Source organism: Streptomyces sp. NPDC101160, assembly GCF_044768205.1.
Classification (GTDB): Bacteria; Actinomycetota; Actinomycetes; order Streptomycetales; family Streptomycetaceae; genus Streptomyces.
Genome location: NZ_JBIWPJ010000012.1, coordinates 76,092 through 95,968, shown reverse-complemented (window position 1 = coordinate 95,968; position 19,877 = coordinate 76,092). Strand labels below are relative to the sequence as shown.

General features: G+C 73.5%; 16 protein-coding genes. 9 read left to right on the top strand and 7 right to left on the bottom strand.

Features of this window, described 5'->3' with window-relative positions; translation table 11 throughout:
* Positions 1–41 precede the first annotated feature (41 nt).
* On the bottom strand, positions 42–1,262 hold the full coding sequence (locus tag ACIRSU_RS33335) for an amidohydrolase family protein (protein ID WP_403800326.1): 1,221 nt from the start codon (positions 1,260–1,262) through the stop codon (positions 42–44).
* A gap of 177 nt (positions 1,263–1,439) precedes the next feature.
* On the opposite strand from ACIRSU_RS33335, the gene ACIRSU_RS33330 reads away from it, so the two are divergent.
* Positions 1,440–4,475: a BTAD domain-containing putative transcriptional regulator gene (locus tag ACIRSU_RS33330; RefSeq protein WP_403800323.1), complete on the top strand. Its 3,036-nt coding sequence runs from the start codon at positions 1,440–1,442 to the stop codon at positions 4,473–4,475.
* Between the two features lie 238 nt (positions 4,476–4,713).
* Positions 4,714–4,929 (top strand): hypothetical protein, encoded by a 216-nt coding sequence (locus ACIRSU_RS33325; protein WP_403800320.1) that lies wholly within the window; start codon positions 4,714–4,716, stop codon positions 4,927–4,929.
* Between the two features lie 447 nt (positions 4,930–5,376).
* Here ACIRSU_RS33325 and ACIRSU_RS33320 read toward each other — a convergent pair whose 3' ends face one another.
* The gene (locus ACIRSU_RS33320) at positions 5,377–6,915 is read right to left on the bottom strand and encodes a FadD3 family acyl-CoA ligase (RefSeq protein WP_403800317.1); all 1,539 of its coding nucleotides are present in this window, start codon (positions 6,913–6,915) and stop codon (positions 5,377–5,379) included.
* Positions 6,916–7,020: 105 nt separating this feature from the next.
* Here ACIRSU_RS33320 and ACIRSU_RS33315 point away from each other — a divergent pair, with 105 nt between their 5' ends.
* Genes ACIRSU_RS33315 through ACIRSU_RS33305 form a run of 3 tightly spaced genes read left to right on the top strand, consistent with a single transcriptional unit; the run spans position 7,021 to position 9,370 of the window.
* The gene (locus ACIRSU_RS33315) at positions 7,021–8,163 is read left to right on the top strand and encodes a lipid-transfer protein (protein WP_403800314.1); all 1,143 of its coding nucleotides are present in this window, start codon (positions 7,021–7,023) and stop codon (positions 8,161–8,163) included.
* A gap of 2 nt (positions 8,164–8,165) precedes the next feature.
* Complete coding sequence (locus ACIRSU_RS33310) at positions 8,166–8,597, top strand: Zn-ribbon domain-containing OB-fold protein (RefSeq protein WP_403800311.1); 432 nt, start codon at positions 8,166–8,168, stop codon at positions 8,595–8,597.
* Complete coding sequence (locus tag ACIRSU_RS33305; protein WP_403800308.1) at positions 8,594–9,370, top strand: enoyl-CoA hydratase/isomerase family protein; 777 nt, start codon at positions 8,594–8,596, stop codon at positions 9,368–9,370. Before ACIRSU_RS33310 ends, ACIRSU_RS33305 begins: the two co-directional genes overlap by 4 nt.
* Here the strand turns inward: ACIRSU_RS33305 and ACIRSU_RS33300 are convergent.
* Positions 9,357–9,995: a hypothetical protein gene (locus ACIRSU_RS33300; RefSeq protein WP_403800305.1), complete on the bottom strand. Its 639-nt coding sequence runs from the start codon at positions 9,993–9,995 to the stop codon at positions 9,357–9,359. The two genes, ACIRSU_RS33305 and ACIRSU_RS33300, sit on opposite strands and share 14 nt — an antisense overlap.
* A 131-nt stretch (positions 9,996–10,126) precedes the next feature.
* Here ACIRSU_RS33300 and ACIRSU_RS33295 point away from each other — a divergent pair, with 131 nt between their 5' ends.
* The gene (locus ACIRSU_RS33295; protein WP_403800302.1) at positions 10,127–10,837 is read left to right on the top strand and encodes a hypothetical protein; all 711 of its coding nucleotides are present in this window, start codon (positions 10,127–10,129) and stop codon (positions 10,835–10,837) included.
* Between the two features lie 26 nt (positions 10,838–10,863).
* Here ACIRSU_RS33295 and ACIRSU_RS33290 read toward each other — a convergent pair whose 3' ends face one another.
* Both ACIRSU_RS33290 and ACIRSU_RS33285 read right to left on the bottom strand, forming a co-directional pair.
* Entirely contained in the window at positions 10,864–13,344 is a 2,481-nt protein-coding gene (locus ACIRSU_RS33290; protein ID WP_403800299.1) for a PQQ-binding-like beta-propeller repeat protein, read from the bottom strand.
* A 225-nt stretch (positions 13,345–13,569) separates the two neighbouring features.
* On the bottom strand, positions 13,570–14,355 hold the full coding sequence (locus ACIRSU_RS33285) for a VOC family protein (protein ID WP_403800296.1): 786 nt from the start codon (positions 14,353–14,355) through the stop codon (positions 13,570–13,572).
* 231 nt (positions 14,356–14,586) lie between these two features.
* Here ACIRSU_RS33285 and ACIRSU_RS33280 point away from each other — a divergent pair, with 231 nt between their 5' ends.
* Complete coding sequence (locus ACIRSU_RS33280; RefSeq protein WP_365348631.1) at positions 14,587–15,234, top strand: TetR family transcriptional regulator; 648 nt, start codon at positions 14,587–14,589, stop codon at positions 15,232–15,234.
* 115 nt (positions 15,235–15,349) lie between these two features.
* Here the strand turns inward: ACIRSU_RS33280 and ACIRSU_RS33275 are convergent, their stop codons facing one another.
* A complete protein-coding gene (locus tag ACIRSU_RS33275; protein WP_403800591.1) occupies positions 15,350–15,802 on the bottom strand; it encodes a nitroreductase family deazaflavin-dependent oxidoreductase in 453 nt (150 codons plus the stop codon).
* Positions 15,803–15,823: 21 nt separating this feature from the next.
* Entirely contained in the window at positions 15,824–17,206 is a 1,383-nt protein-coding gene (locus ACIRSU_RS33270) for an acyl-CoA dehydrogenase family protein (RefSeq protein WP_403800294.1), read from the bottom strand.
* A 116-nt stretch (positions 17,207–17,322) separates the two neighbouring features.
* Between ACIRSU_RS33270 and ACIRSU_RS33265 the strand changes: the two genes are divergently transcribed.
* A complete protein-coding gene (locus ACIRSU_RS33265) occupies positions 17,323–18,489 on the top strand; it encodes a thiolase C-terminal domain-containing protein (RefSeq protein WP_403800293.1) in 1,167 nt (388 codons plus the stop codon).
* 98 nt (positions 18,490–18,587) lie between these two features.
* Positions 18,588–19,823, top strand: a complete 1,236-nt coding sequence (locus tag ACIRSU_RS33260) for an FAD-dependent monooxygenase (RefSeq protein WP_403800290.1) — start codon at positions 18,588–18,590, stop codon at positions 19,821–19,823.
* Positions 19,824–19,877 lie beyond the last annotated feature (54 nt).

Here is a 19,877-nt window from a genome sequence, read left to right as displayed (position 1 = left end):
CCGCACGGCTGCCGACAGGTGGCGCGCGGGGGCTTCGTACGTCACGGGCCGGGCCAGAGGCCGTCCTCCGTCAGCCCGAGCAGCTCGATGGCGTTGCCGCGGACGATCCGCTCGACGACGTCCGGCGCCAGGTGGCCCATCTGGGCCTCGCCGACCTCGCGGGACTTGGGCCAGGTGGAGTCCGAGTGCGGGTAGTCGGTCTCGTAGAGCACGTTACCGACCCCGATCGAGTCCAGGTTCCGCAGGCCGAAGGCGTCGTCGAAGAAGCAGCCGTAGACGTGCTCGGCGAAGAGCTCCGACGGCGGGCGCAGCACCTTCTCCGCCACGCCGCCCCAGCCGCGGTTCTCCTCCCAGACGACGTTCGCGCGTTCGAGGATGTAGGGGATCCAGCCGATCTGCCCCTCGGCGTACATGATCCGCAGGTTGGGGAAGCGCTCGAACTTGCCGCTCATCAGCCAGTCGACCATCGAGAAGCAGCAGTTGGCGAAGGTGATGGTGGAGCCGACGGCGGGCGGGGCGTCGGCGGAGGTGGACGGCATGCGGCTGGACGAGCCGATGTGCATGGCGATCACGGTGCCGGTCTCGTCGCAGGCGCGCAGGAACGGGTCCCAGTGGTCGGTGTGGACCGACGGCAGCCCGAGGTGCGGCGGTATCTCGGAGAACGCGACCGCGCGGACGCCGCGGACGGCGTTGCGGCGGACCTCGGCGGCGGCGAGCTCCGGGTCCCAGAGCGGGATCAGGGTGAGCGGGATCAGCCGCCCGCGCGCCTCGGGCCCGCACCACTCCTCGACCATCCAGTCGTTGTAGGCCCGGACGCCGAGAAGACCGAGTTCACGATCCGAAGCTTCGGTGAAGGTCTGTCCACAGAAGCGGGGGAAGGTGGGGAAGCAGAGGGCGGACTGGACGTGGTTGACGTCCATGTCGGCGAGGCGGTCCGGGACGCTGTACGAGCCCGGGCGCATCTGCTCGTACGTGATCACCTCCAGCCGGATCTCGTCCCGGTCGTAGCCGACGGCGGTGTCGAGGCGGGTGAGGGGGCGGTGCAGGTCCTCGTAGACCCACCAGTCGCCGATGGGGCCTTCGTCTCCTTTGGCCCCCATCACGGGGGCGAACTTTCCGCCCAGAAAGGTCATTTCCTTCAGGGGTGCGCGGACGATCCGGGGGCCGGTGTCGCGGTAACGGGACGGGAGCCGGTCCTGCCAGACGTGCGGGGGCTCCACGGTGTGGTCGTCCACCGAGATGATCTTGGGGAAGCTCTCCATGCGTTTCACGGTAGCGCCGATCTGACGATCCGTCAGCTTTGCGGGGTACGGTCGCCGGTGAGGAAGGGGTCCATCGACCGGTTCGATGCCCGAGATCGACCGACCCGATGCTGACGCACCCCCTCCGGACAAGGCAGACTGTCTTGGGCGAAACCAGCGGTACGGGCAGGGGGAGCTATGCACCGTGAGAACGGGCCGCGAGTTCCGGAGCAGCGGACTCCGACGACGGATTCGGCGGTTCCGGCGGAGGCGGCCGGGCCGGTCGCCGAGCCTCGCGCGGAAGCGGCGGTTCCGGCGGACGCCGCAGACAAGGGCGGCGCCGACCTGCGTTTCGGCGTGCTCGGACCCGTACGCGCGTCCCGTGGCGAGACGGCCCTGCCCACCGGTTCGCCCCAGCAGCGCGCCCTGCTCGCCGCCCTGCTCCTGCGCGACGGCCGTACCGCCACCGCCGCCGAGCTGATCGACGCGATCTGGGGCGAGGAGCCGCCCTCGCAGGCGCTGGCCGCGGTCCGTACGTACGCCTCCCGGCTGCGCAAGGTGCTCGACCCGGGCGTCCTCGTCAGCGAGTCGGGCGGATACGCGATCCGCACCACGAGCGCCGCCCTCGACGTCGCCCGGGCGCAGGACCTGGCCGCCGAGGCGGAGAAGCTGCGCGCGGCCGGGCGCCGCGGGGTGGCCCGCGACCGGCTGAACGAGGCGCTCGCGCTGTGGGACGGCGAGGCGCTGGCGTCAGTACCGGGGCCGTACGCCGAGACGCAGCGCACCCGCCTGGAGGAGTGGCGGCTGCAGCTCCTGGAGAGCCGGCTCGACCTGGACCTGGAGGTCGGGGCGCACGCCGAGGCGGTCTCCGAGCTGACCGCGCTGACCGCGGCGCATCCCCTGCGGGAGCGGCTCCGGGAGCTCCTCATGCTCGCCCTCTACCGGTCCGGCCGGCAGGCGGAGGCCCTGGCCGTGTACGCGGACACCCGCCGCCTCCTCGCCGACGAGCTGGGCGTCGACCCGAACCCCGAGCTCTCCCGGCTCCAGCAGCGCATCCTCCAGGCCGACGCCGAACTGGCCCGGCCCGTCGAGGAGCAGGCGCCGGCCGCCGCACCGATCGCGCGTCCCGCCCAACTCCCCGCCACCGTCCCCGACTTCACCGGCCGGGCCGCCTTCGTACGGGAACTGGGCGACCGGCTCGCCACCGCCGAGGGGTCCGTCATGGCGGTGTCCGCGCTCGCGGGCATCGGCGGCGTCGGCAAGACCACCCTCGCCGTGCACGTGGCCCACGCGGCCCGCCCGCACTTCCCGGACGGCCAGCTCTACGTCGACCTCCAGGGCGCCGGCGCGCGGGCGGCCGCCCCGGAGACGGTCCTCGGCGCCTTCCTGCGCGCCCTCGGCACCCCGGACTCGGCGATCCCGGACTCCCTGGACGAGCGCGCCGCGCTCTACCGCTCGACCCTCGACGGGCGCCGGGTGCTCGTGCTCCTGGACAACGCCCGCGACGCCGCCCAGATCCGCCCCCTCCTGCCCGGCACGGCCGGCTGCGCCGCGCTCGTCACCAGCCGCATCCGCATGCTCGACCTGGCCGGCGCGCACCTCGTCGACCTGGACGTCATGTCCCCCGACGAGGCCCTCCAGCTCTTCACCCGCATCGTGGGCGCGGAGCGGGTGGGCGCCGAGCGGGAGGCCGCACTCGACGTGGTCGCCGCCTGCGGCTTCCTCCCGCTCGCGATCCGCATCGCGGCCTCCCGCCTGGCCGCCCGCCGCACCTGGACGGTCTCCACCCTCGCCGCGAAGCTCGCCGACGAACGCCGCCGCCTCGACGAACTCCAGGCCGGCGACCTCGCCGTCAAGGCCACCTTCGAACTCGGCTACGGCCAGCTGGAGCCGGCCCAGGCCCGCGCCTTCCGCCTCCTGGGCCTGGCGGACGGCCCCGACATCTCGCTGGCGGCGGCCGCGGCCGTCGTCGACCTCCCGGAATGGGAGACCGAGGACCTCCTGGAGGCCCTGGTCGACACCTCCCTCCTGGAGTCCGCCGCCCCGGGCCGCTACCGCTACCACGACCTCGTCCGCCTCTACGCGCGTGCATGCGCGGAACGCGACGAACACCCGCCGGTGGAGCGGGAGCTGGCGCTGTCGCGGTTGCTGGACTTCTATCTGTCGACGGCGGCGCAGGTGTACGCGCTGGAGCGCCCCGGCGACCGCCTCGTCGACCACCTCGAGCCGACGGACTACGCCGGCCTCACCTTCACCGACCGCCACGCCGCCCAGGACTGGCTCTACGCCGAGGCCAACTGCATCCTGGCGTGCGTGCGCCAGTCGGCGCCGGCCAAGGGGACGCTGCGACGGGCGGTGGACCTGCTGTGGGCGGCGCTGGACCTGGGCGAGTCGGGCGCCAACGCGAAGGAGTTCGAGGCCGTGGGCTCCCTGCTCCGCGACGCGGCCCACCAGCTCGGCGACGCGCGGGCCGAGGGCCGGGCGCTGACGGCGCTCGCGGGCGTCCACCACACCGCCGGCCGGTTCACCGAGGCCGACCGCGACGCCGAGCTGGCGCTGCCGCACGCGGATGCGGCGCGGGACCCGTTGCCCGCCTGCTGGTCCGCCAACGCGCGGGGGATCATCGCGCTGTACCAGAACCGCTTCGACGAGGGCGAGGTGCATCTCGCCCATGCCATCGAGCGGTTCCGAGGCATCGAGGACCGGCCGGGCGAGGCGAGCGCCCTGTGCAACCTGTCCCGGATCCACCTGGCGACCGGGCGCACCGCGAAGGCCATAGCGCTCGCCCAGGAAGGCACCCGGATCTACGACTCGATGGGGCACGCGCTGCGCGGCGCCAACGGCCGCTACGCGCTGGGGCTCGCCCTCACCGCGGCAGGGCGTCTGGACGAGGCCGTGGAGCGGCTGAGCGAGGCGCTGGAGGTCTTCCGCGACAGCCGGCAACGGCTCTGGGAAGGAATGACACTGTTCCGTCTCTCCGAGGTCGACATCGCGGCGCGACGCCATGCCCAGGCGGCGGCGAACGCCGAGATGGCACTCACCGTCCTCCGCGGGATCGGCGGCGAGTGGCGGCGCGGCAACGTCCTGACCGTGCTCGGCCGCGCGCTCCAGGGCATCGGGCAGTCCGGCCGCGCCCAGGTCTGCTGGCAGGAGGCGCTCGACATCTTCGAGTCGCTCGACGCACCGGAGGCGTCCGGCGTCCGCCTGCTGCTCGCTCCCGCGGCAGCGGCTTAGGAACCGGGTGGAGGCGGCCGCGTCGCCCCCTCCGCCAGCACGTTCATCGTTCGTTTATCGCCGCCCGGCATGCTCTTCCTTGTCGATCCGTCGCGTCGGGGGGCACACGGGTCACCGGCACAGCCGTCACTCCTGGCAACTAGGGTGAGCGGCCACGAGCGGTCCGTCCGGCTGGTCACGGGGGAGCGGCCGGACGGATCGCAACGGATTCCAGGCATCAGACGCAGGAGTTGACAAGATGAGCAACCCGATCGAGAACAACGCGGTCGTGGCGCCCCAGGACATGCACGCCACGGGCGGCAACGAGGAGATCACCACCAAGGACATGCACGCCACGTCCGAGCCGGCGATCGACGCGATCACCGCGAAGGTCGTGGGTGGCGCGAGCGAGGAGCTCATCACCACGAAGGACATGCACGCCACGTCGGAGCCCTTCAAGCCGACGCAGATCTGAGCCGTCTCACCACGGGGGTAACGGGGGGCGGTTCCGGCGGCACCATCGGGGGAGTCGCCGGGACCGTACGGGACCGGACGGAAGCGCGGGGCTCGGGGGACGCCCGAGGGGACCGGGGGGAATCCTGGGGCAGGGCCCACGCGCACCGAGCGGACCCGAAGGGAGGGGCCGGGCTGAGCCGCCCGGCCCCTCCGCCATGTCCGCGGACCTGACGAAGTCGCCCGGCCGGTTCGCCGCCCGGGCCCGGGCGGGCGCATGATCGGCGGACCTCGTGCGGCGGCTGGTGGGGACCGGTCGTCGCCGTGGGGGGATCGCACGCCACGAGCGCGCAGAGGGGGGAAGGGCCCGGACCGGGACAACCGGTTCCGGGCCCTTGCCATGGCTGCGGGTCGTACGGGTCAGGGGCGCGGACCGGGCGGGCCCTGCCATAGCTGCGGGTCGTACGGGTCAGGGGCGCGCCCGCAGCGCGCCCTTCAGCACCTTGCCGCTCGCGTTCCGCGGCAGCTCCGCCACGAACTCGACCTCTCTCGGCACCTTGTAGTTGGCCATCTCGCGGCGCGACCAGGCGATCAGGTCGTCGGCCGTCAGGCGGGCGCCCGGGCGGCGGACCGCGAAGGCCTTGCCGACCTCGCCCAGGCGCGGGTCCGGGATGCCGATGACGGCGACGTCGGCGATGTCGGGGTGGAGGCCGAGGAGCTGCTCGATCTCGGCCGGGTAGGCGTTGAAGCCGCCGACGATGAACATGTCCTTGACCCGGTCGGTGATACGGAGGTTGCCGGCGTCGTCGAGGACGCCGACGTCGCCGGTGTGGAGCCAGCCGTCCTCGTCGATCGCGGCCGCCGTGGCCTCCTCGTCCTCGTAGTAGCCGCGCATCACGTGGAAGCCGCGGACCAGGACCTCGCCCGACGGCGAAAGGCGGAGCTCCGTGTCCGGGATGGGGCGGCCGGACGTGCTCGCGATCACCTCCGGCCGGTCGCCCCGGCGGCACATCGTCACGATGCCGCTCGCCTCGGAGAGGCCGTACGCGGTCAGGACGGTGCCCACGCCCAGTTCCGCCCGCAGGCGCTCGACCAGTTGCAGAGGCACGACCGCCGCCCCTGTCACCACCAGGCGGAGGGACGACAGGTCGTACGTCGAGCGCGACGGATGGTCGAGGAGGGACTGGTGGAGGGTGGGCGGGCCGGGGAGGACCGAGATCCGCTCCGCCGCGATGTTGGCGAGGACGGTGTCGACGTTGAAGACGGGCTGCGGGACCATCACCGCGCCGCGCTGGAGGCAGGCGACGATGCCGGCCTTGTAGCCGAAGGTGTGGAAGAAGGGGTTCACGATCAGATAGCGGTCGCCCTCGCGCAGCCCGGCGAGCTCGCTCCACACCGCGTAGCAGCGCAGCGTCTGTTCGTGGGTGATGACCGCGCCCTTGGGGCGGCCCGTGGTGCCCGAGGTGTAGATGATGTCCGAGGGGAGGGAACCCTCGACGGCCGCCGCCCGCGACCGCACCTCCTCCGGCCCGACCACCGCGCCCTCCGCCAGGAACGACTTCCACGTCGCGTATCCCGGCTCGTCCGGCGCCGTGTCCCCGAACACCACGACCCGCTCCAGGTCCGGCAGCGCCGCCCCGGCCCGCCGCAGCGACGCCACGTACGAGGTCCCCAGGAAGGTGCCCGTCACGAACAGCAGCCGCGCCCCCGACCGCGCGAGCACGTCCGCGGCCTCCGTGCCCTTGAAGCGGGTGTTCAGCGGGACGAGCACCGCGCCGGCGGTGACCGCGCCGAGCGCGGAGACGATCCAGTCGAGGGTGTTGGGCGCCCAGATCGCGACCCGGTCCCCCACGCGCACCCCGGCGGCGAGGCAGGCCGCCGCCGCCCGTTCGACGCGCGCGCCGAGTTCCGCGTAGCTGATCCGGGTGCGGCCGTCGACGACCGCCTCCCGTTCGCCGTACCGCTCGGCCGACCAGCGCACCAACTCCGGTATCGAGCCCCACTCCATGACCGCTCCCCTCCGTAGCTGACTATCCGTCAGATTAGCTGTAGCCTGACGCGCTGTCAGCAGCTGTCGGCCACCGTCAGCCATCGGGCCAAGCCAGGGGGCGCCGTGCTCAAGGACCGCACCGCCATCGTCGGAATAGGGCAGACACCCTTCGCCAAACACCTCCCGGAGTCCGAGAAGACCCTCGCCTGCCGGGCGATCCTCGCCGCCCTCGACGACGCCGGCATCGCACCCTCCGAGGTCGACGCCTTCGCCTCGTACACCATGGAGGAGACCGACGAGGTGGAGGTGGCGAAGGCCATCGGAGCCGGAGACGTCACCTTCTTCGGCAAAGTGGGCTACGGCGGCGGCGGTTCCTGCGCCACCGTCGGCCACCTCGCCGCCGCCGTCGCCACCGGCCAGGCCACCGTCGGCGTCGCCTGGCGGTCCAGGAAACGGGGCAGCGGGCCGCGGCCCTGGAAGAACACGGCCGTCCAGCTCCCCACCCCCGGGCAGTGGACCCGGCCCTTCGGACTGCTGCGGCCCGCCGACGAGATCGGCATGCTCGCCCGGCGCTACATGCACGAGTACGGCGCCACCCGCGACCACTTCTTCAACGTCGCCCTCGCCTGCCGCAACCGCGCCAACCAGAACCCGGCCGCGATCATGTACGACCGCCCGCTGACCCGCGAGATGTACATGACCTCCCGCTGGATCAGCGAACCCCTCTGCCTCTTCGACAACTGCCTGGAGACCGACGGCGCGCTCGCCTGCGTCGTCGTCTCCGCCGAGCGCGCCCGCGACTGCCGCCAGAAGCCCGTCTACGTCCACGCCGCCGCCCAGGGCCTGCCCGCCCAGCACCACGGCATGGTCAACTACTGGAACGACGACCCGCTCTCCGGCCCCGCCTGGACCGCCGCCCGGCACCTCTGGAAGAACTCCGACCTCACCCCGGACGACATCGACGTCGCCCAGATCTACGACGCCTTCACCCCCCTCGTCCCGCTCTCCCTGGAGGGCTACGGCTTCTGCGGCCGCGGCGAAGGCGCCGCCTTCACCGAAGGCGGCGCCCTGGAGATCGGCGGCCGGCTGCCCCTCAACACCGGCGGCGGCGGGCTCTCCGAGGCGTACGTCCACGGCTTCAACCTCATCACCGAGGGCGTCAAGCAGCTCCGCGGCGTCTCCACCGCCCAGGTGCCGGACGCCGCCAGCTGCCTCGTCACCGCCGGCGAGGGCGTCCCCACGTCCGCGATCCTGCTGAGGAGCTGAACATGCTCGTACCCCTCGTCGACGAGGACGGCGCACCCTTCTGGGAGTACGCCGCCCGGGGCGAACTACGCGTCCAGGCATGCGCGGAAGCGGACTGCGGCGAACTCCGCTTCCCGCCCCGCCCCTGCTGCCCGCACTGCCAGTCCTTCGCCGCCGAATGGCGGCCGATGTCCGGCCGCGGCCGCATCTGGTCCTTCGTCGTCCCGCACCCGCCACTGCTCCCCGACTACGCCGCCCAGGCCCCGTACAACGCGGTCCTCGTCGAACTCGCCGACGCGCCCCGCATCCGCCTCGCCGGCAACGTCGTCGCCGCCCCCGACGCGCCCCTGAACTCCGTCGACCCGGCCCGGCTGCGCATCGGCGCCGCCGTGAAGGTCGCCTTCACCGAGATCGACGGCGTCACCGTGCCCCGCTGGCTCCTGGAGCGCGGATGACGATCTCCGTGGAACGCGACAAGGAGACCGGCGTCGCCGTCGTCACCCTCGACCGCCCCGACAAGCACAACGCGATCACCCTCGACATGGCGCGCCGGCTCGGCGAGGTCTGGCGGGGCTTCCGCTACGAGGACGAGGTCCGCGCGATCGTCGTGACCGGGGCCGGCGGGCGGGCGTTCTGCACCGGCATCGACCGCGAGGACGCCGGCCGGGTGCCGCAGCCCTCGTCCCCGTACACGATCGACGACCCGCTCGTCGCCATCGGCCCCAAGGCCAACGACCTGTGGAAACCGGTCATCGCCGCCGTCGAGGGCATGGCCTGCGGCGGCGCCTTCTACCTCCTCGGCGAGGCCGAGTTCCTGATCGCGGGAGAGGGCGCCGAGTTCTTCGACCCGCACACCACCTACGGCATGGTCAGCGCCTTCGAGACCATCCACATGGCGCAGCGGATGCCGTTCGGGGAGGTCGCCCGGATGGCCCTGATGGGCACCGCCGAGCGGATCTCCGCCCGGCGCGCCCACGAGACCGGCCTGGTCTCCGAGCTGACGGTACGGGGCGGGGCGCAGGCCGCGGCGCGGGAGGCGGCCGCGGTCATCGCCGGGTACCCGACGGAGGCGGTGCAGGGCACGGTACGGGCCCTGTGGGCGGCCAAGGACGCCGGCCGCGCCCAGGCACTGGCCCACGCGCCGCACCTGGTGACGCTGGGGAACCTGCCGCCGGAGCGGCAGGCGGCGCTGTTCACGAGAAGGGGGAGCGGCTTCAGGACGCGCTAGGGGTGGGCGCTGGGGTGCCCTGCGGGACCTCGCGCACCTCGTCCACGTAGCAGCGCTTCACCCGGCCGACGGCCTTCGGGTTCGTCATCGCGAGCTCGAAGGTCTTCGTGCCCCGGCTGCCGACCGTGACCACGGCGTCGGCCCGGTCCACCTCCTTGTAGGACGCGTCGACGAAGGCCACCACGACCCGGAAGGTCTTCGTGTCGAACTCCTCCGAAGTGATCTTCACCGTGGCCGTGGTGTCCGCCCGGCGGGCCGGCTTGCCCTTCCGCTTCGGCTGCGCCGGCTTGACGCAGTCGACGACGTCGGCGAACGCCTCGGCCGACGGGGACAGGCTCGGCGACGGGGTGGCCGTGGAGCCGCCCGAGCCGCCCGAGTTGTCGTAGTCGTCGTCGTAGTCGTCGTAGTCGTTGTTCTTCTTCTTGGAGCTGGTGCAGCCGCCGCCCCCGCCACCGCTGCTCTTGCTCTTGCCCGACCCGCTGCTCTTGCCCGACCGGCTGCTGCTCTTGCCGCTGGAGCTCTTGCCGCCGCTGCCGTGGCCGCCATGGCTGCCCGTCTGGAAACCGGTGAGCGCGAGCACCACCACCGTCAGCGTCGCCGCGAGCTTGAGCCGGGTGCGGACCATGGACGTCCCCCTCCATTTCGACGTGTGCGCGTCACCTTAGCGCCGTACCGCGCCGTGCCGCCGCCGCCTGGCGGGCCCCCTACGCCCGGCGTAGCGTCGAGAACGGGAGTCCGACCGAAGGAGGCCGATCGGTGATCCGCAACATCGTCGGCTCGGTCCTGGCCCTCGCCGGAGCGACGGCCGCCGTATGGAGCCCCTTCCGTGCCTGGTACGACGGCCGTCACGGGCGCGACTACCGCATCGAGGACCTGTTCACCGGCACCGGGATCACCGACGTCAAGGCCGAGGTGATCGGCTCGCTCTTCCTGCCCATGGCGTTCGCCGCGCTGCTCACCCTGATCGGGATCGTGCTGCGCTCCCGTGTGGTCGTCGCCGTCGCCGGGGTGGTCGTGCTCGGCTTCACCATCCTGTGGATGGCCCGGGTCGGGCAGGCCGAGAACGGGCTGAACGTCCATTCGGACGGGCGGGGGCTCGGCAGCGGCGTCGCGCTGGCCCTCGGCGGCGGGGTGCTGCTCCTCGTCGGCGCGTTCGTGATGTCCGGGCGGCCCAGGCCGCACGCCACCCGCGTGGACCGGCTGCCGCCGCCCACGCACCCGACGTCCGACGGCCGCCCGCCGGAGCAAGCACCGCCCTCCGGGGACGCACCGGCACCGTCCTCCTCGGACGGCCCGCGGGCCCCGGGCCGGGACCCGGGACGCGAACCGGGCTGGGATGAGGGCCGGGAGCCAGGGCGCGACCCCGGAAGCGACCCGGGCCAGGGCCAGGGCCAGGGCCGTGACCCGGGCCAGGGCCAGGACCCCGGGCGCGACGACGGGATGCCGCCTCCCGAGCACCGGGCCTGACGCCACCCGTCACCACGTTGACGACGTCACGACGTGCGGTTCGTCGCCGTGCCCTTCACCGCGTCGAGCGCGTACACGCAGCGGTCCTTGCTGCACGCGTACACGACACCGTTCCTCGCCACCGGCGAGCCGGTGATCTCGCCGCCCGTCGCGAGCTTCCAGCGCAGCTGCCCGCCGCTCGCGTCCAGCGTGTAGAGGACGTGGTCGGCCGAGCCGAAGTGCACCCGCCCGTCGGCGACGACCGGCGTGCCGATCAGCTCGCCGCCGGCCGCGAACCGCCACTTCGGGGTGCCGGTGACCGCGTCCAGGGTGTAGAGCGCGCTGCCGCTGCCGACGTGGACGTTGCCCGCCGCGACGAGCACCGGCTCCGTCGACTGCCGGGGCTCGGTCGCGATCCGCCAGCGGTCCTTGCCGGTCGTCGCGTCGAGCGCGTACACCGTGCCGAGGTGGTCGGCGAGGTACACCCCGCCGCCCGTGACGGCCGGGCCGGGCGCGAAGGCGGGCGGGGAGAGGAAGACCGCCGGCGCCTCGAAGTGCCAGCGCACGTGACCGCTCGCGATGTCCACCGAGAGGACCCGGGTGCCGGCCGACACGTACACGCAGCCGTCCTCGGCCGGCGCCACCCGCACCGGCACGTGGGCGCAGGAGGCGGCGTCGCCGATCGGGTACGACCAGCGCTCCGTGCCCGTACGGGCGTCGAGCGCGACCAGCCGGGCGTCGCGCCACACGTACACGGTGTCGCCGTGCACGGCCGGCCCGCCCTCCGGGGTCTCGAAGTCCGTCTGGGCGCCGGTGAGCTCCCACAGCTTGGCGCCGTTGGACGCCTCCCAGGCCTGGACGCCGCCGCCGCGCGTGCCGGTGACGACGGTGCCGCGGTCCACCCGGAGGGAGTACACCCAGGCGTCCGTGTGCAGCCGCCACCGCTCGCTGCCGTCGTGGGCGTCGAGCGCGTAGAGGGTGGGTCCGTCGGAGCCGTGGATACGGCCCTGGGCCACGGCCATCGACCAGGCCACGTCCCGCGTCTTGAACTGGCGCCGGCCGCTCGCCGTGTCCAGGGCGTGCACCTCGAAGGAGGTGACGTAGAGCAGGTCGCCGTCGACGACCGGGGTGCCCCACACGTCGTTGGACATGCGGAAGCGCCACGGGCGCCAGTGCGCGGGCCCCTGCTGCGCGTCGGGCGCCTGGGCCGGGCCGGGCAGCGAACCGTGCTGCTGACCGGGCAGCGGACCGGGCAGCGGACCGGGCTGCGTTCCCGGCAGCGGGCGGGCGCCGGGCGGCGGGCCCGGCTCGGCGCCGTGCGGGCCGCCGCCGGGCGGGCGGATCCAGCCGGTGGCGGTGCCGGCGGCGGCACCGAGGCCGACGCCGACGGCGGCGCGGGTGTCGGCCACCCGGGGGCCGGGGCCGATGGGCACGGCGGCGCCGGCGAGCCGTACGGGACCGCCGTCGCCGGATGCGGGGGCGACGGCGGAGGCCCCGACCGGCTCGGCCGCGGGCCCGGCATGACGGCCGCCACCGGGCCGGTCACCGCCGGGCCGCTCGCCACCGCGCGGATCGCCGGGCGGGCTCGGCGGCACGGGCGGCGCGACCGGGGGCGGCGGGGCGCTGGGCCGGCCGCCGCGGCGCGACTCGATCATGGCCGTGGCGCGCTGCGGCAGCCAGGCCGCGGCCGTGCCGCTGTCGTCGCCGCCGTCCGCCGAACCGAAGAGGTGCGGGGCGAGCATCGCCTGGAGGTCGGCCGGGGTGGGCCGCTTCGAGACGTCCATCTGCATGCACGCGTCGATCAGGGGCCGCAGCTCGTCCGGCAACCCCTCCAGGTCCGGGCCCTCCCGCAGCAGCATGAAGACCGTCTCGACGGGGTTGGCGCCGTGGTACGGGGCATGGCCGGTGGCGGCGAAGACCAGCATCGAGCCGAGCGAGAAGACGTCGCTGGCGCCGGTGACGCTGCGCGAGTCGCGGGCCTGCTCGGGCGACATGTAGGCGGGGGTGCCGACGGCGACGTTGGTCATGGTCAGGCGCGTGTTGGAGACGCCGGACGCGATGCCGAAGTCGATCACCCGGGGGCCGTCCTCGACGACGAGGACGTTGGACGGCTTGAGGTCGCGGTGGACGAGCCCGGCGCCGTGGATCGACTGCAGGGCCTCGGCGACGCCGGCCGCGAGCCAGCGCACCGCCTGGGCCGGGAGCGGCCCGCACTCGTTCACTATTTCTTCGAGGGAGGGAGCGGGGACGTACGCGGTCGCGAGCCACGGCACGGCGGCGCGCGGATCGGCGTCGACGACGGCCGCGGTGTAGAAGCCGGAGACCGCCCGCGCGGCCTCCACCTCCCGGGTGAAGCGGACCCGGAACAGCTGGTCCTCGGCGAGCTCCGTCCGGACGGTCTTGATCGCCACGCGCCGCCCGGACGCCGAGCGCGCGAGATACACCAGGCCCATTCCGCCCGCGCCGAGCCGGCCCAGCACCTCGAAGGGCCCGATCCTTCTCGGGTCGTGCTGCGTCAGCTGCTCCACTTGCCTGCCACCTCCCCGTAGGGCCATGAGGGTACGGCCCCGTGGACCCTGATTGTTCCTGTCCGGGGCGGTGGTTGCGAACCCGGGGGCGGATCGGGGTGTCACAGGTCATTTCGACCGTCCCGGCACCCGTCCTTCCGGTTGCCTTCCGGCTGCCTTCCAGCTGCCTTCCGGCTGTCGCGGCGGCCGTCACGCGGGTGTTCACCCGGGTGTTCACGCGGGTGTTCACCCGGGTGGCTTCGCCGCCCGCTTCTCAAGGACGGCGAAACGCGCGCCCTGGTTGTCCTGGAGGACGGCGGTGCGGCCGTGCGGGGTGTCGGCGGGGTCGGTGGTGACCCGGCCGCCGAGGCGGACGGCGGTGGCGCAGGCGGTGTCGCAGTCGCGGACGGCGAAGTGGACGAGGACATGGCCGGGGAGCTCGGCGGGGAAGGCGTCGGTGATGACGGCGCGGCCGCCGAAGGCGGCGGGCCAGGAGCCCGCCCCGGAGCGGGGCGGGGACCAGACGCGGTAGTCGGCCTCCGTGGCGCCCGCGGGCTGCGACTGGCGGCCGAGCCAGCCGAAGGCGGAGGCGTAGAAGGTGTCGACCGCGTCCGGCTCCCTCGTGTGGACCTCCAGCCAGCAGAAGGCGCCGGGCTCGTCGACGACCTCGAAGCCGTCGGCGTCACCCGCCTGCCGCAGCCCGAAGACGGCGCCGCCGGGGTCGGCGGCCAGGGCGAGGACGCCGAAGGGGCCGACGGGATAGGGCTCCATCACCATCCGGCCGCCGGCGGCCTTCACCCGCTCGGCGGCGATGCCCGCGTCGCCGACCGCCAGGTAGACGGTCCAGGTGGTGGGCATCCGCCCGTCCCGCTTGGGCAGGAGCCCGGCCACGCGGCGGCCGCGCAGCAGGGCCTCGTCGCGGTCGGGGTCGAAGCTCCAGCCGAACAGCTCGCCGTAGAAGCGCTTGCCCGCCTGGAGGTCGGGAAGCTGGGCGTCCACCCAGCACGGGGTGCCCTGTGTGAATACGGCCATGGCTTCAGGATGGGTGCCGGATCCCGGCGGCGCACGCCGCGACGCCCGGCCCGTCGGTTGTCCACCGAAGTTTTCCACAGGCTGTTAATAAGATTGATGTGCTGTGGATGGAGCCGGGCGGCCCCGCGGGCCCCCCGGGCCGGGAGGCGCCGCGGGACCCCTCCGGCGAGGGTGGCCCCCATTTGCAGTCGGCCGAATCGCGCGCGGATCACCCCTCGGTAAGCTGACGGCATGACAGGACAAGTACGCACCGTCGACGGCCGCGTGGCCGGACGACGCGGCCAGGCGACGCGGCAGAAGCTGCTCGACTGCCTCGGTGAGATGCTCAGCTCCTCGCCCTACCGGGACGTCAAGGTCATCGACGTGGCCCGCAAGGCGGGGACTTCACCCGCGACGTTCTACCAGTACTTCCCTGACGTCGAGGGCGCCGTCCTCGAGATCGCGGAGGAAATGGCCAAGGAGGGCGCGGGGTTGACCGAGCTGGTCTCCGGCCGCTCCTGGGTCGGCAAGGCCGGGTGGCAGACCTCCGAGGAACTGGTCGAGGGATTCCTGGACTTCTGGCGCAAGCACGACGCGATCCTGCGGGTGGTGGACCTCGGGGCCGCGGAGGGCGACAAGCGGTTCTACAAGATCCGCATGAAGATCCTGAACTCGGTCACCAACTCCCTCACGGACGCGGTGAAGGAGCTCCAGTCGAAGGGCAAGGTCGACAAGGACATCAGCCCCGCGGCGATGGCGGGCTCGCTGGTGGCGATGCTGGCGGCGGTCGCCGGCCACCAGAAGGGCTTCCAGACCTGGGGTGTGAAGCAGGCCGAACTCAAGCCGAACCTGGCCCTGTTGGTGCATCTGGGGATCACGGGCAAGAAGCCGACGAAGTAACCCCGCAGCCCGGGGAGCGCCCCGCTTCCTTCACCCGTCCTGTCGCGCCGGCGGTGGTCCCGCGTACGTGTAAGCGTGCGTGGGACCACCGCCGGTTTTTTGCGCCCGGCCCGGATCAGGCGCGCGTCAGCCGGAACAGCCGGATCTCCCGCTCGATCCGCGCCTGGTACGTCGCGTACGGCGGCCAGAACGCCAGCACCGCCCGCCACGCCTCCGCCCGCTCCTCCCCCGTGAGCAGCCGCGCCCGTACGGGGAAGCTCTCGCCGCGCCAGCTGACCTCGGCGTCGGGATGGGCGAGCAGGTTGGCGGTCCAGGCGGGATGCCCCGGCCGGCCGAAGTTGGAGCCGACGAGCACCCAGGTGCCGGCGTCCGGCTCCGGCATGCAGGCGAGCGGGGTGACCCGCGGCTGCCCGCTCTTCGCGCCCTTGGCGGTGAGGACGACGCCCGGCAGCATGCGCGCGCTCAGCATCACCTTCCCCCGGGTCAGCCGGTGCACGGCCCGGTCCATGGCGGGGATGAAGTGCGGGGCGACCTTGGCGAAGGTACGGGTGGAGGAGACCTTCTGCATCACGCGCAGCCCGATCGGCACCTACGCCACCTCCCCCGAGGCCCCGGAAGCCGCGGAGCCCGCGGAGCCCGCGAAGGCCCCGAAGGCCCCGGAGGCCGTGGCGGCCTCCCCCGTCCCGCCCGCCTCGCCCGTTCCGCCCGCCCCGCCCGTTCCGCCCGCCCCGCCCGCCTCACCGAAGAGGGCGGCGCGCTCGGCGGCCCGTGCCCGCAGGCCCGCCGCCGGGCCGAAGAGCAGCTCGTCCGCGGCGGCCCGCTTGAAGTACAGATGCGCGTCGTGCTCCCAGGTGACGCCGATCCCGCCGTGCAGCTGGATCGTCTCGGCGGCCGCCGCCCGCTGGGCGTCGAGGGCCTGGGCGAGGGCGAGCCCGGCGGAGACGGGATCGCCGTCCGCCGCCGCGCAGTGGGTGAGCGAGCGCGCCGACTCGATCTGGACGAGGAGGTCGGCGAGCCGGTGCTTGAGGGCCTGGAAGGAGCCGATGGGCCGGCCGAACTGCTCGCGCGTGGCGGCGTGTTCGACGGTGCGGTCAAGGGCTCCTCGGGCGGCGCCGACGGCCTCGGCGGCCAGCGCGACGGCGGCGGCGCACCCGGTCGCGGCGAGCGCGCCGAGCACGTCCAGCGGCTCCTCACCCAGCAACTCCGCTGCCACGTCGCGGAGTTCGAGGGTCGCCTGGGACCGGGTGAGGTCGAGGGTGGCCTCCCGGCGGCGTACGAGACCGGTCGCGCCCGCCTTCACAAAAAAGAGCAGGGTACGGCTGCGCGGGAAGCCGCCGGTGTGCGCGGCGACCAGGAGCAGCCCGGCACTGTGCCCGTCGAGGACGTGGCCGGCCTCCCCGTACAGCGACCAGCCGCCGTCGGGCAGCGGCACGGCCTGGACGCCGCCGGAGCGGCCGCCGCCCGCCCAGGGCGTGGCGGTGTTGTCGCCGACGAGGTCGAGGGCGAGCGGGAGGGAGCCGCCGGGCAGGGCGAGGGCGCAGGTGAGGGAGCCGTCCGCGATGCGGGGCAGCAGGTCGGCGCGCTGCGCTTCGGTGCCGAGCGCGGCGATCAGCGGCGCGGCGAGGACGGCGGTGGCGAGGAGCGGGGAGGGCGTGAGGGCGCGGCCGGTCTCCTCGCAGGCGACGGCCAGTTCGGCGGGGCCGCAGCCGGCTCCGCCGTACCGCTCGGGCAGGGCGAGGCCGGGCAGGCCGAGGGTGCCGGCGAGGGCGGTCCAGAGTCCGGTGTCGTAGCCCTCGGGGGTGGCGACGGCGGCGCGGGTCCCGGCCGGTCCGGCGCGCTTGGCGAGGAGCTCGCGCAGGGTGCGGCGGATCTCCCGCCGCACCTCCTGCCGCTCCTGCCGCTCCTGTTGTGCCCGTTGTTCCTGTTGTTCCTGTTGTTCCCGTTGCTCTTGGGTGACGGCGGCGGTACGCATGGGTCTCCCTTCCGGGGTCCCTCGTATCTGACGGTGCGTCATGCTAGGACCGCGCGGAGCAGAAGCACAGCCCGGCGGACCTCCCGATCCACCGAATCTGATGTACCGTCAGATTCATGCCCACCACCACAACGGTCCGCCGCCGGCGCGTCGCCGTCGTCGGCATATCCCTCTCCGACTGCGGCCGGGTCGACGAGGCCACGCCCTATGCCCTGCACGCCCAGGCCGCCCGGCGCGCCCTCGCCGACAGCGGCCTGGACCGCTCACTGATCGACGGCCTCGCCTCGGCGGGCCTCGGCGCCCTCGCCCCGGTGGAGGTCGCCGAATACCTGGGCCTGCGCCCGCGCTGGGTGGACTCCACCTCGGTCGGCGGCGCCACCTGGGAGGTCATGGCGGCGCACGCCGCCGACGCCATCGCCGCCGGCCGCGCCAACGCCGTCCTGCTCGTCTACGGCTCCACCGCCCGCGCCGACATCCGGGCGCGCCGTCGCACCGGCAACCTCTCCTTCGGGGCGCGCGGCCCGCTCCAGTTCGAGGTCCCGTACGGGCACAGCCTGATCGCCAAGTACGCGATGGCCGCGCGCCGCCACATGCACGAGTACGGCACCACCCTGGAGCAGCTCGCCGAGGTCGCCGTACAGGCGCGGGCGAACGCGGCGCTGAACCCGGAGGCGATGTTCCGCGACCCGGTCACGGTCGACGAGGTCCTCGACGGCCCGATGATCGCGGACCCGTTCACCAAGCTGCACTGCTGCATCCGCAGCGACGGCGGCTGCGCGGTGCTGCTCGCGGCCGAGGAGTACGTACCCGACACGGCGAAGGCCCCGGTGTGGATCCTCGGCACGGGCGAGTACGTCTCGCACACCACGATGTCGGAGTGGGAGGACTTCACGGTCTCCCCCGCCGCCGTCAGCGGCCGGCTCGCCTTCGAGCGGGCGGGCGTGCGGCCCGAGGACGTCGAACTGGCCGAGATCTACGACGCGTTCACCTACATGACCCTGGTGACCCTGGAGGACCTGGGCTTCTGCGCGAAGGGCGAGGGCGGCGCGTACTTCGCGGAGAAGGACCGGCTGCCGGTGAACACGGACGGCGGTGGCCTGTCCGCCTGCCACCCGGGGATGCGGGGGCTGTTCCTGCTGGTGGAGGCGGTACGGCAGCTGCGCGGCGAGGCGCCGGGGCTGCAGGTGCGGCGGCCGGACGGCTCGCTGCCGGAGCTGGCGGTGGCGTCGGGGACGGGGGGCTGGTTCTGCTCCTCGGGAACGGTGGTGCTGGGCCGGAACTGAGATCTATACAGTCGTCATAGACAAGCGTGTAGGACATCCGTATAGTCGTCTGTGCGGGGGCCGGAGCGGCCCCGCACCACCCGACAAGGAGTCCCGCCATGCGTGCTGCCAAGACCGTCCTGATCTCCGGCGCCTCGATCGCCGGCCCCGCCCTGGCCCTCTGGCTGCACCGCTACGGGTTCGTCCCCACCGTCGTCGAGAAGGCGCCCGCCCTGCGCACCGGCGGCTACAAGGTCGACCTGCGCGGCGACGCCATCGGGATCTGCGCCCGGATGGGCATCCTCGACGAGGTCCGCGCCCACTCCACCGACATGGCGGGCGGCTCGTACGTCGACTCCCGGGGCCGTACGGTCGGCGAACTGCCCGCCGAGATCTTCGGCGGCCGCACCGAGCAGGACGACGAGATCATGCGCGGCGACCTCGCCCGGATCCTGTACGAGCGGACCCGCGACGACGTCGAGTACCTCTTCGGCGACTCGATCGCGAGCCTGGCCGAGGACGCGGACGGCGTCACCGTCACCTTCGGCTCGGGCACGGTCCGCCGCTTCGACCTGGTGGTCGGCGCGGACGGCCTGCACTCGCACACCCGCCGCCTGGTCTTCGGCGACGAGCGGCAGTTCAAGCGCCACCTCGGCGCGTACATCTCCATCTTCTCGGCGCCCAACCGGCTCGGCCTGACCCGCTGGGAGACCTACCACGCCCGCCCGGACAAGCTGATCTCCGTCTACGCCACCGCCGGCGAGCGGGCCGGCACCGCCAAGAACTGCTTCGTCTTCGCCGCCCCCGCCGAACTCCCCTACGACCACCGCGACACCGCCGCCCAGAAGCGCCTCCTCGCCGACGCCTTCGCCGGCGACGACTGGGAGATCCCGCGCCTGATCGCGGACGCGGCCGACGCCGACGACTTCTACTTCGACTCCATCGCCACCATCCACATGGACCGCTGGTCCCGCGGCCGCGTCGTCCTCCTCGGCGACGCCGCCCACTGCACCTCCCCCGCCTCCGGCCAGGGCACCGGCCTCGCCCTCACCGGCGCCTACGTCCTCGCCGGCGAACTCGCGGCCGCCGCCGGCGACCACGTGGCCGCCTTCGCCGCGTACGAGGAGCTGATGCGCCCGGGCGTCGAACTCAACCGGCGCTTCGCGGAGAAGTTCGCCAAGGAGATGACGCTCTCCTCCCGCCGGAAGATCGCGCTGCGCATGTTCCTGGTCCGCCTGCTGCCGAAGACCCCGTGGAAGAACCTCATCGCGAAGAAGATCCGCGACGAGATCCAGCGGGCGTCCACGGCGGTGCCGGTGAAGGAGTACGGGACGGCCGCCTGTCCGGCCGCTTGAACGAGTTCGAAATCACCCCCGGCTTGTCCGAGGCCGCTGTTACGATCGCGCCTT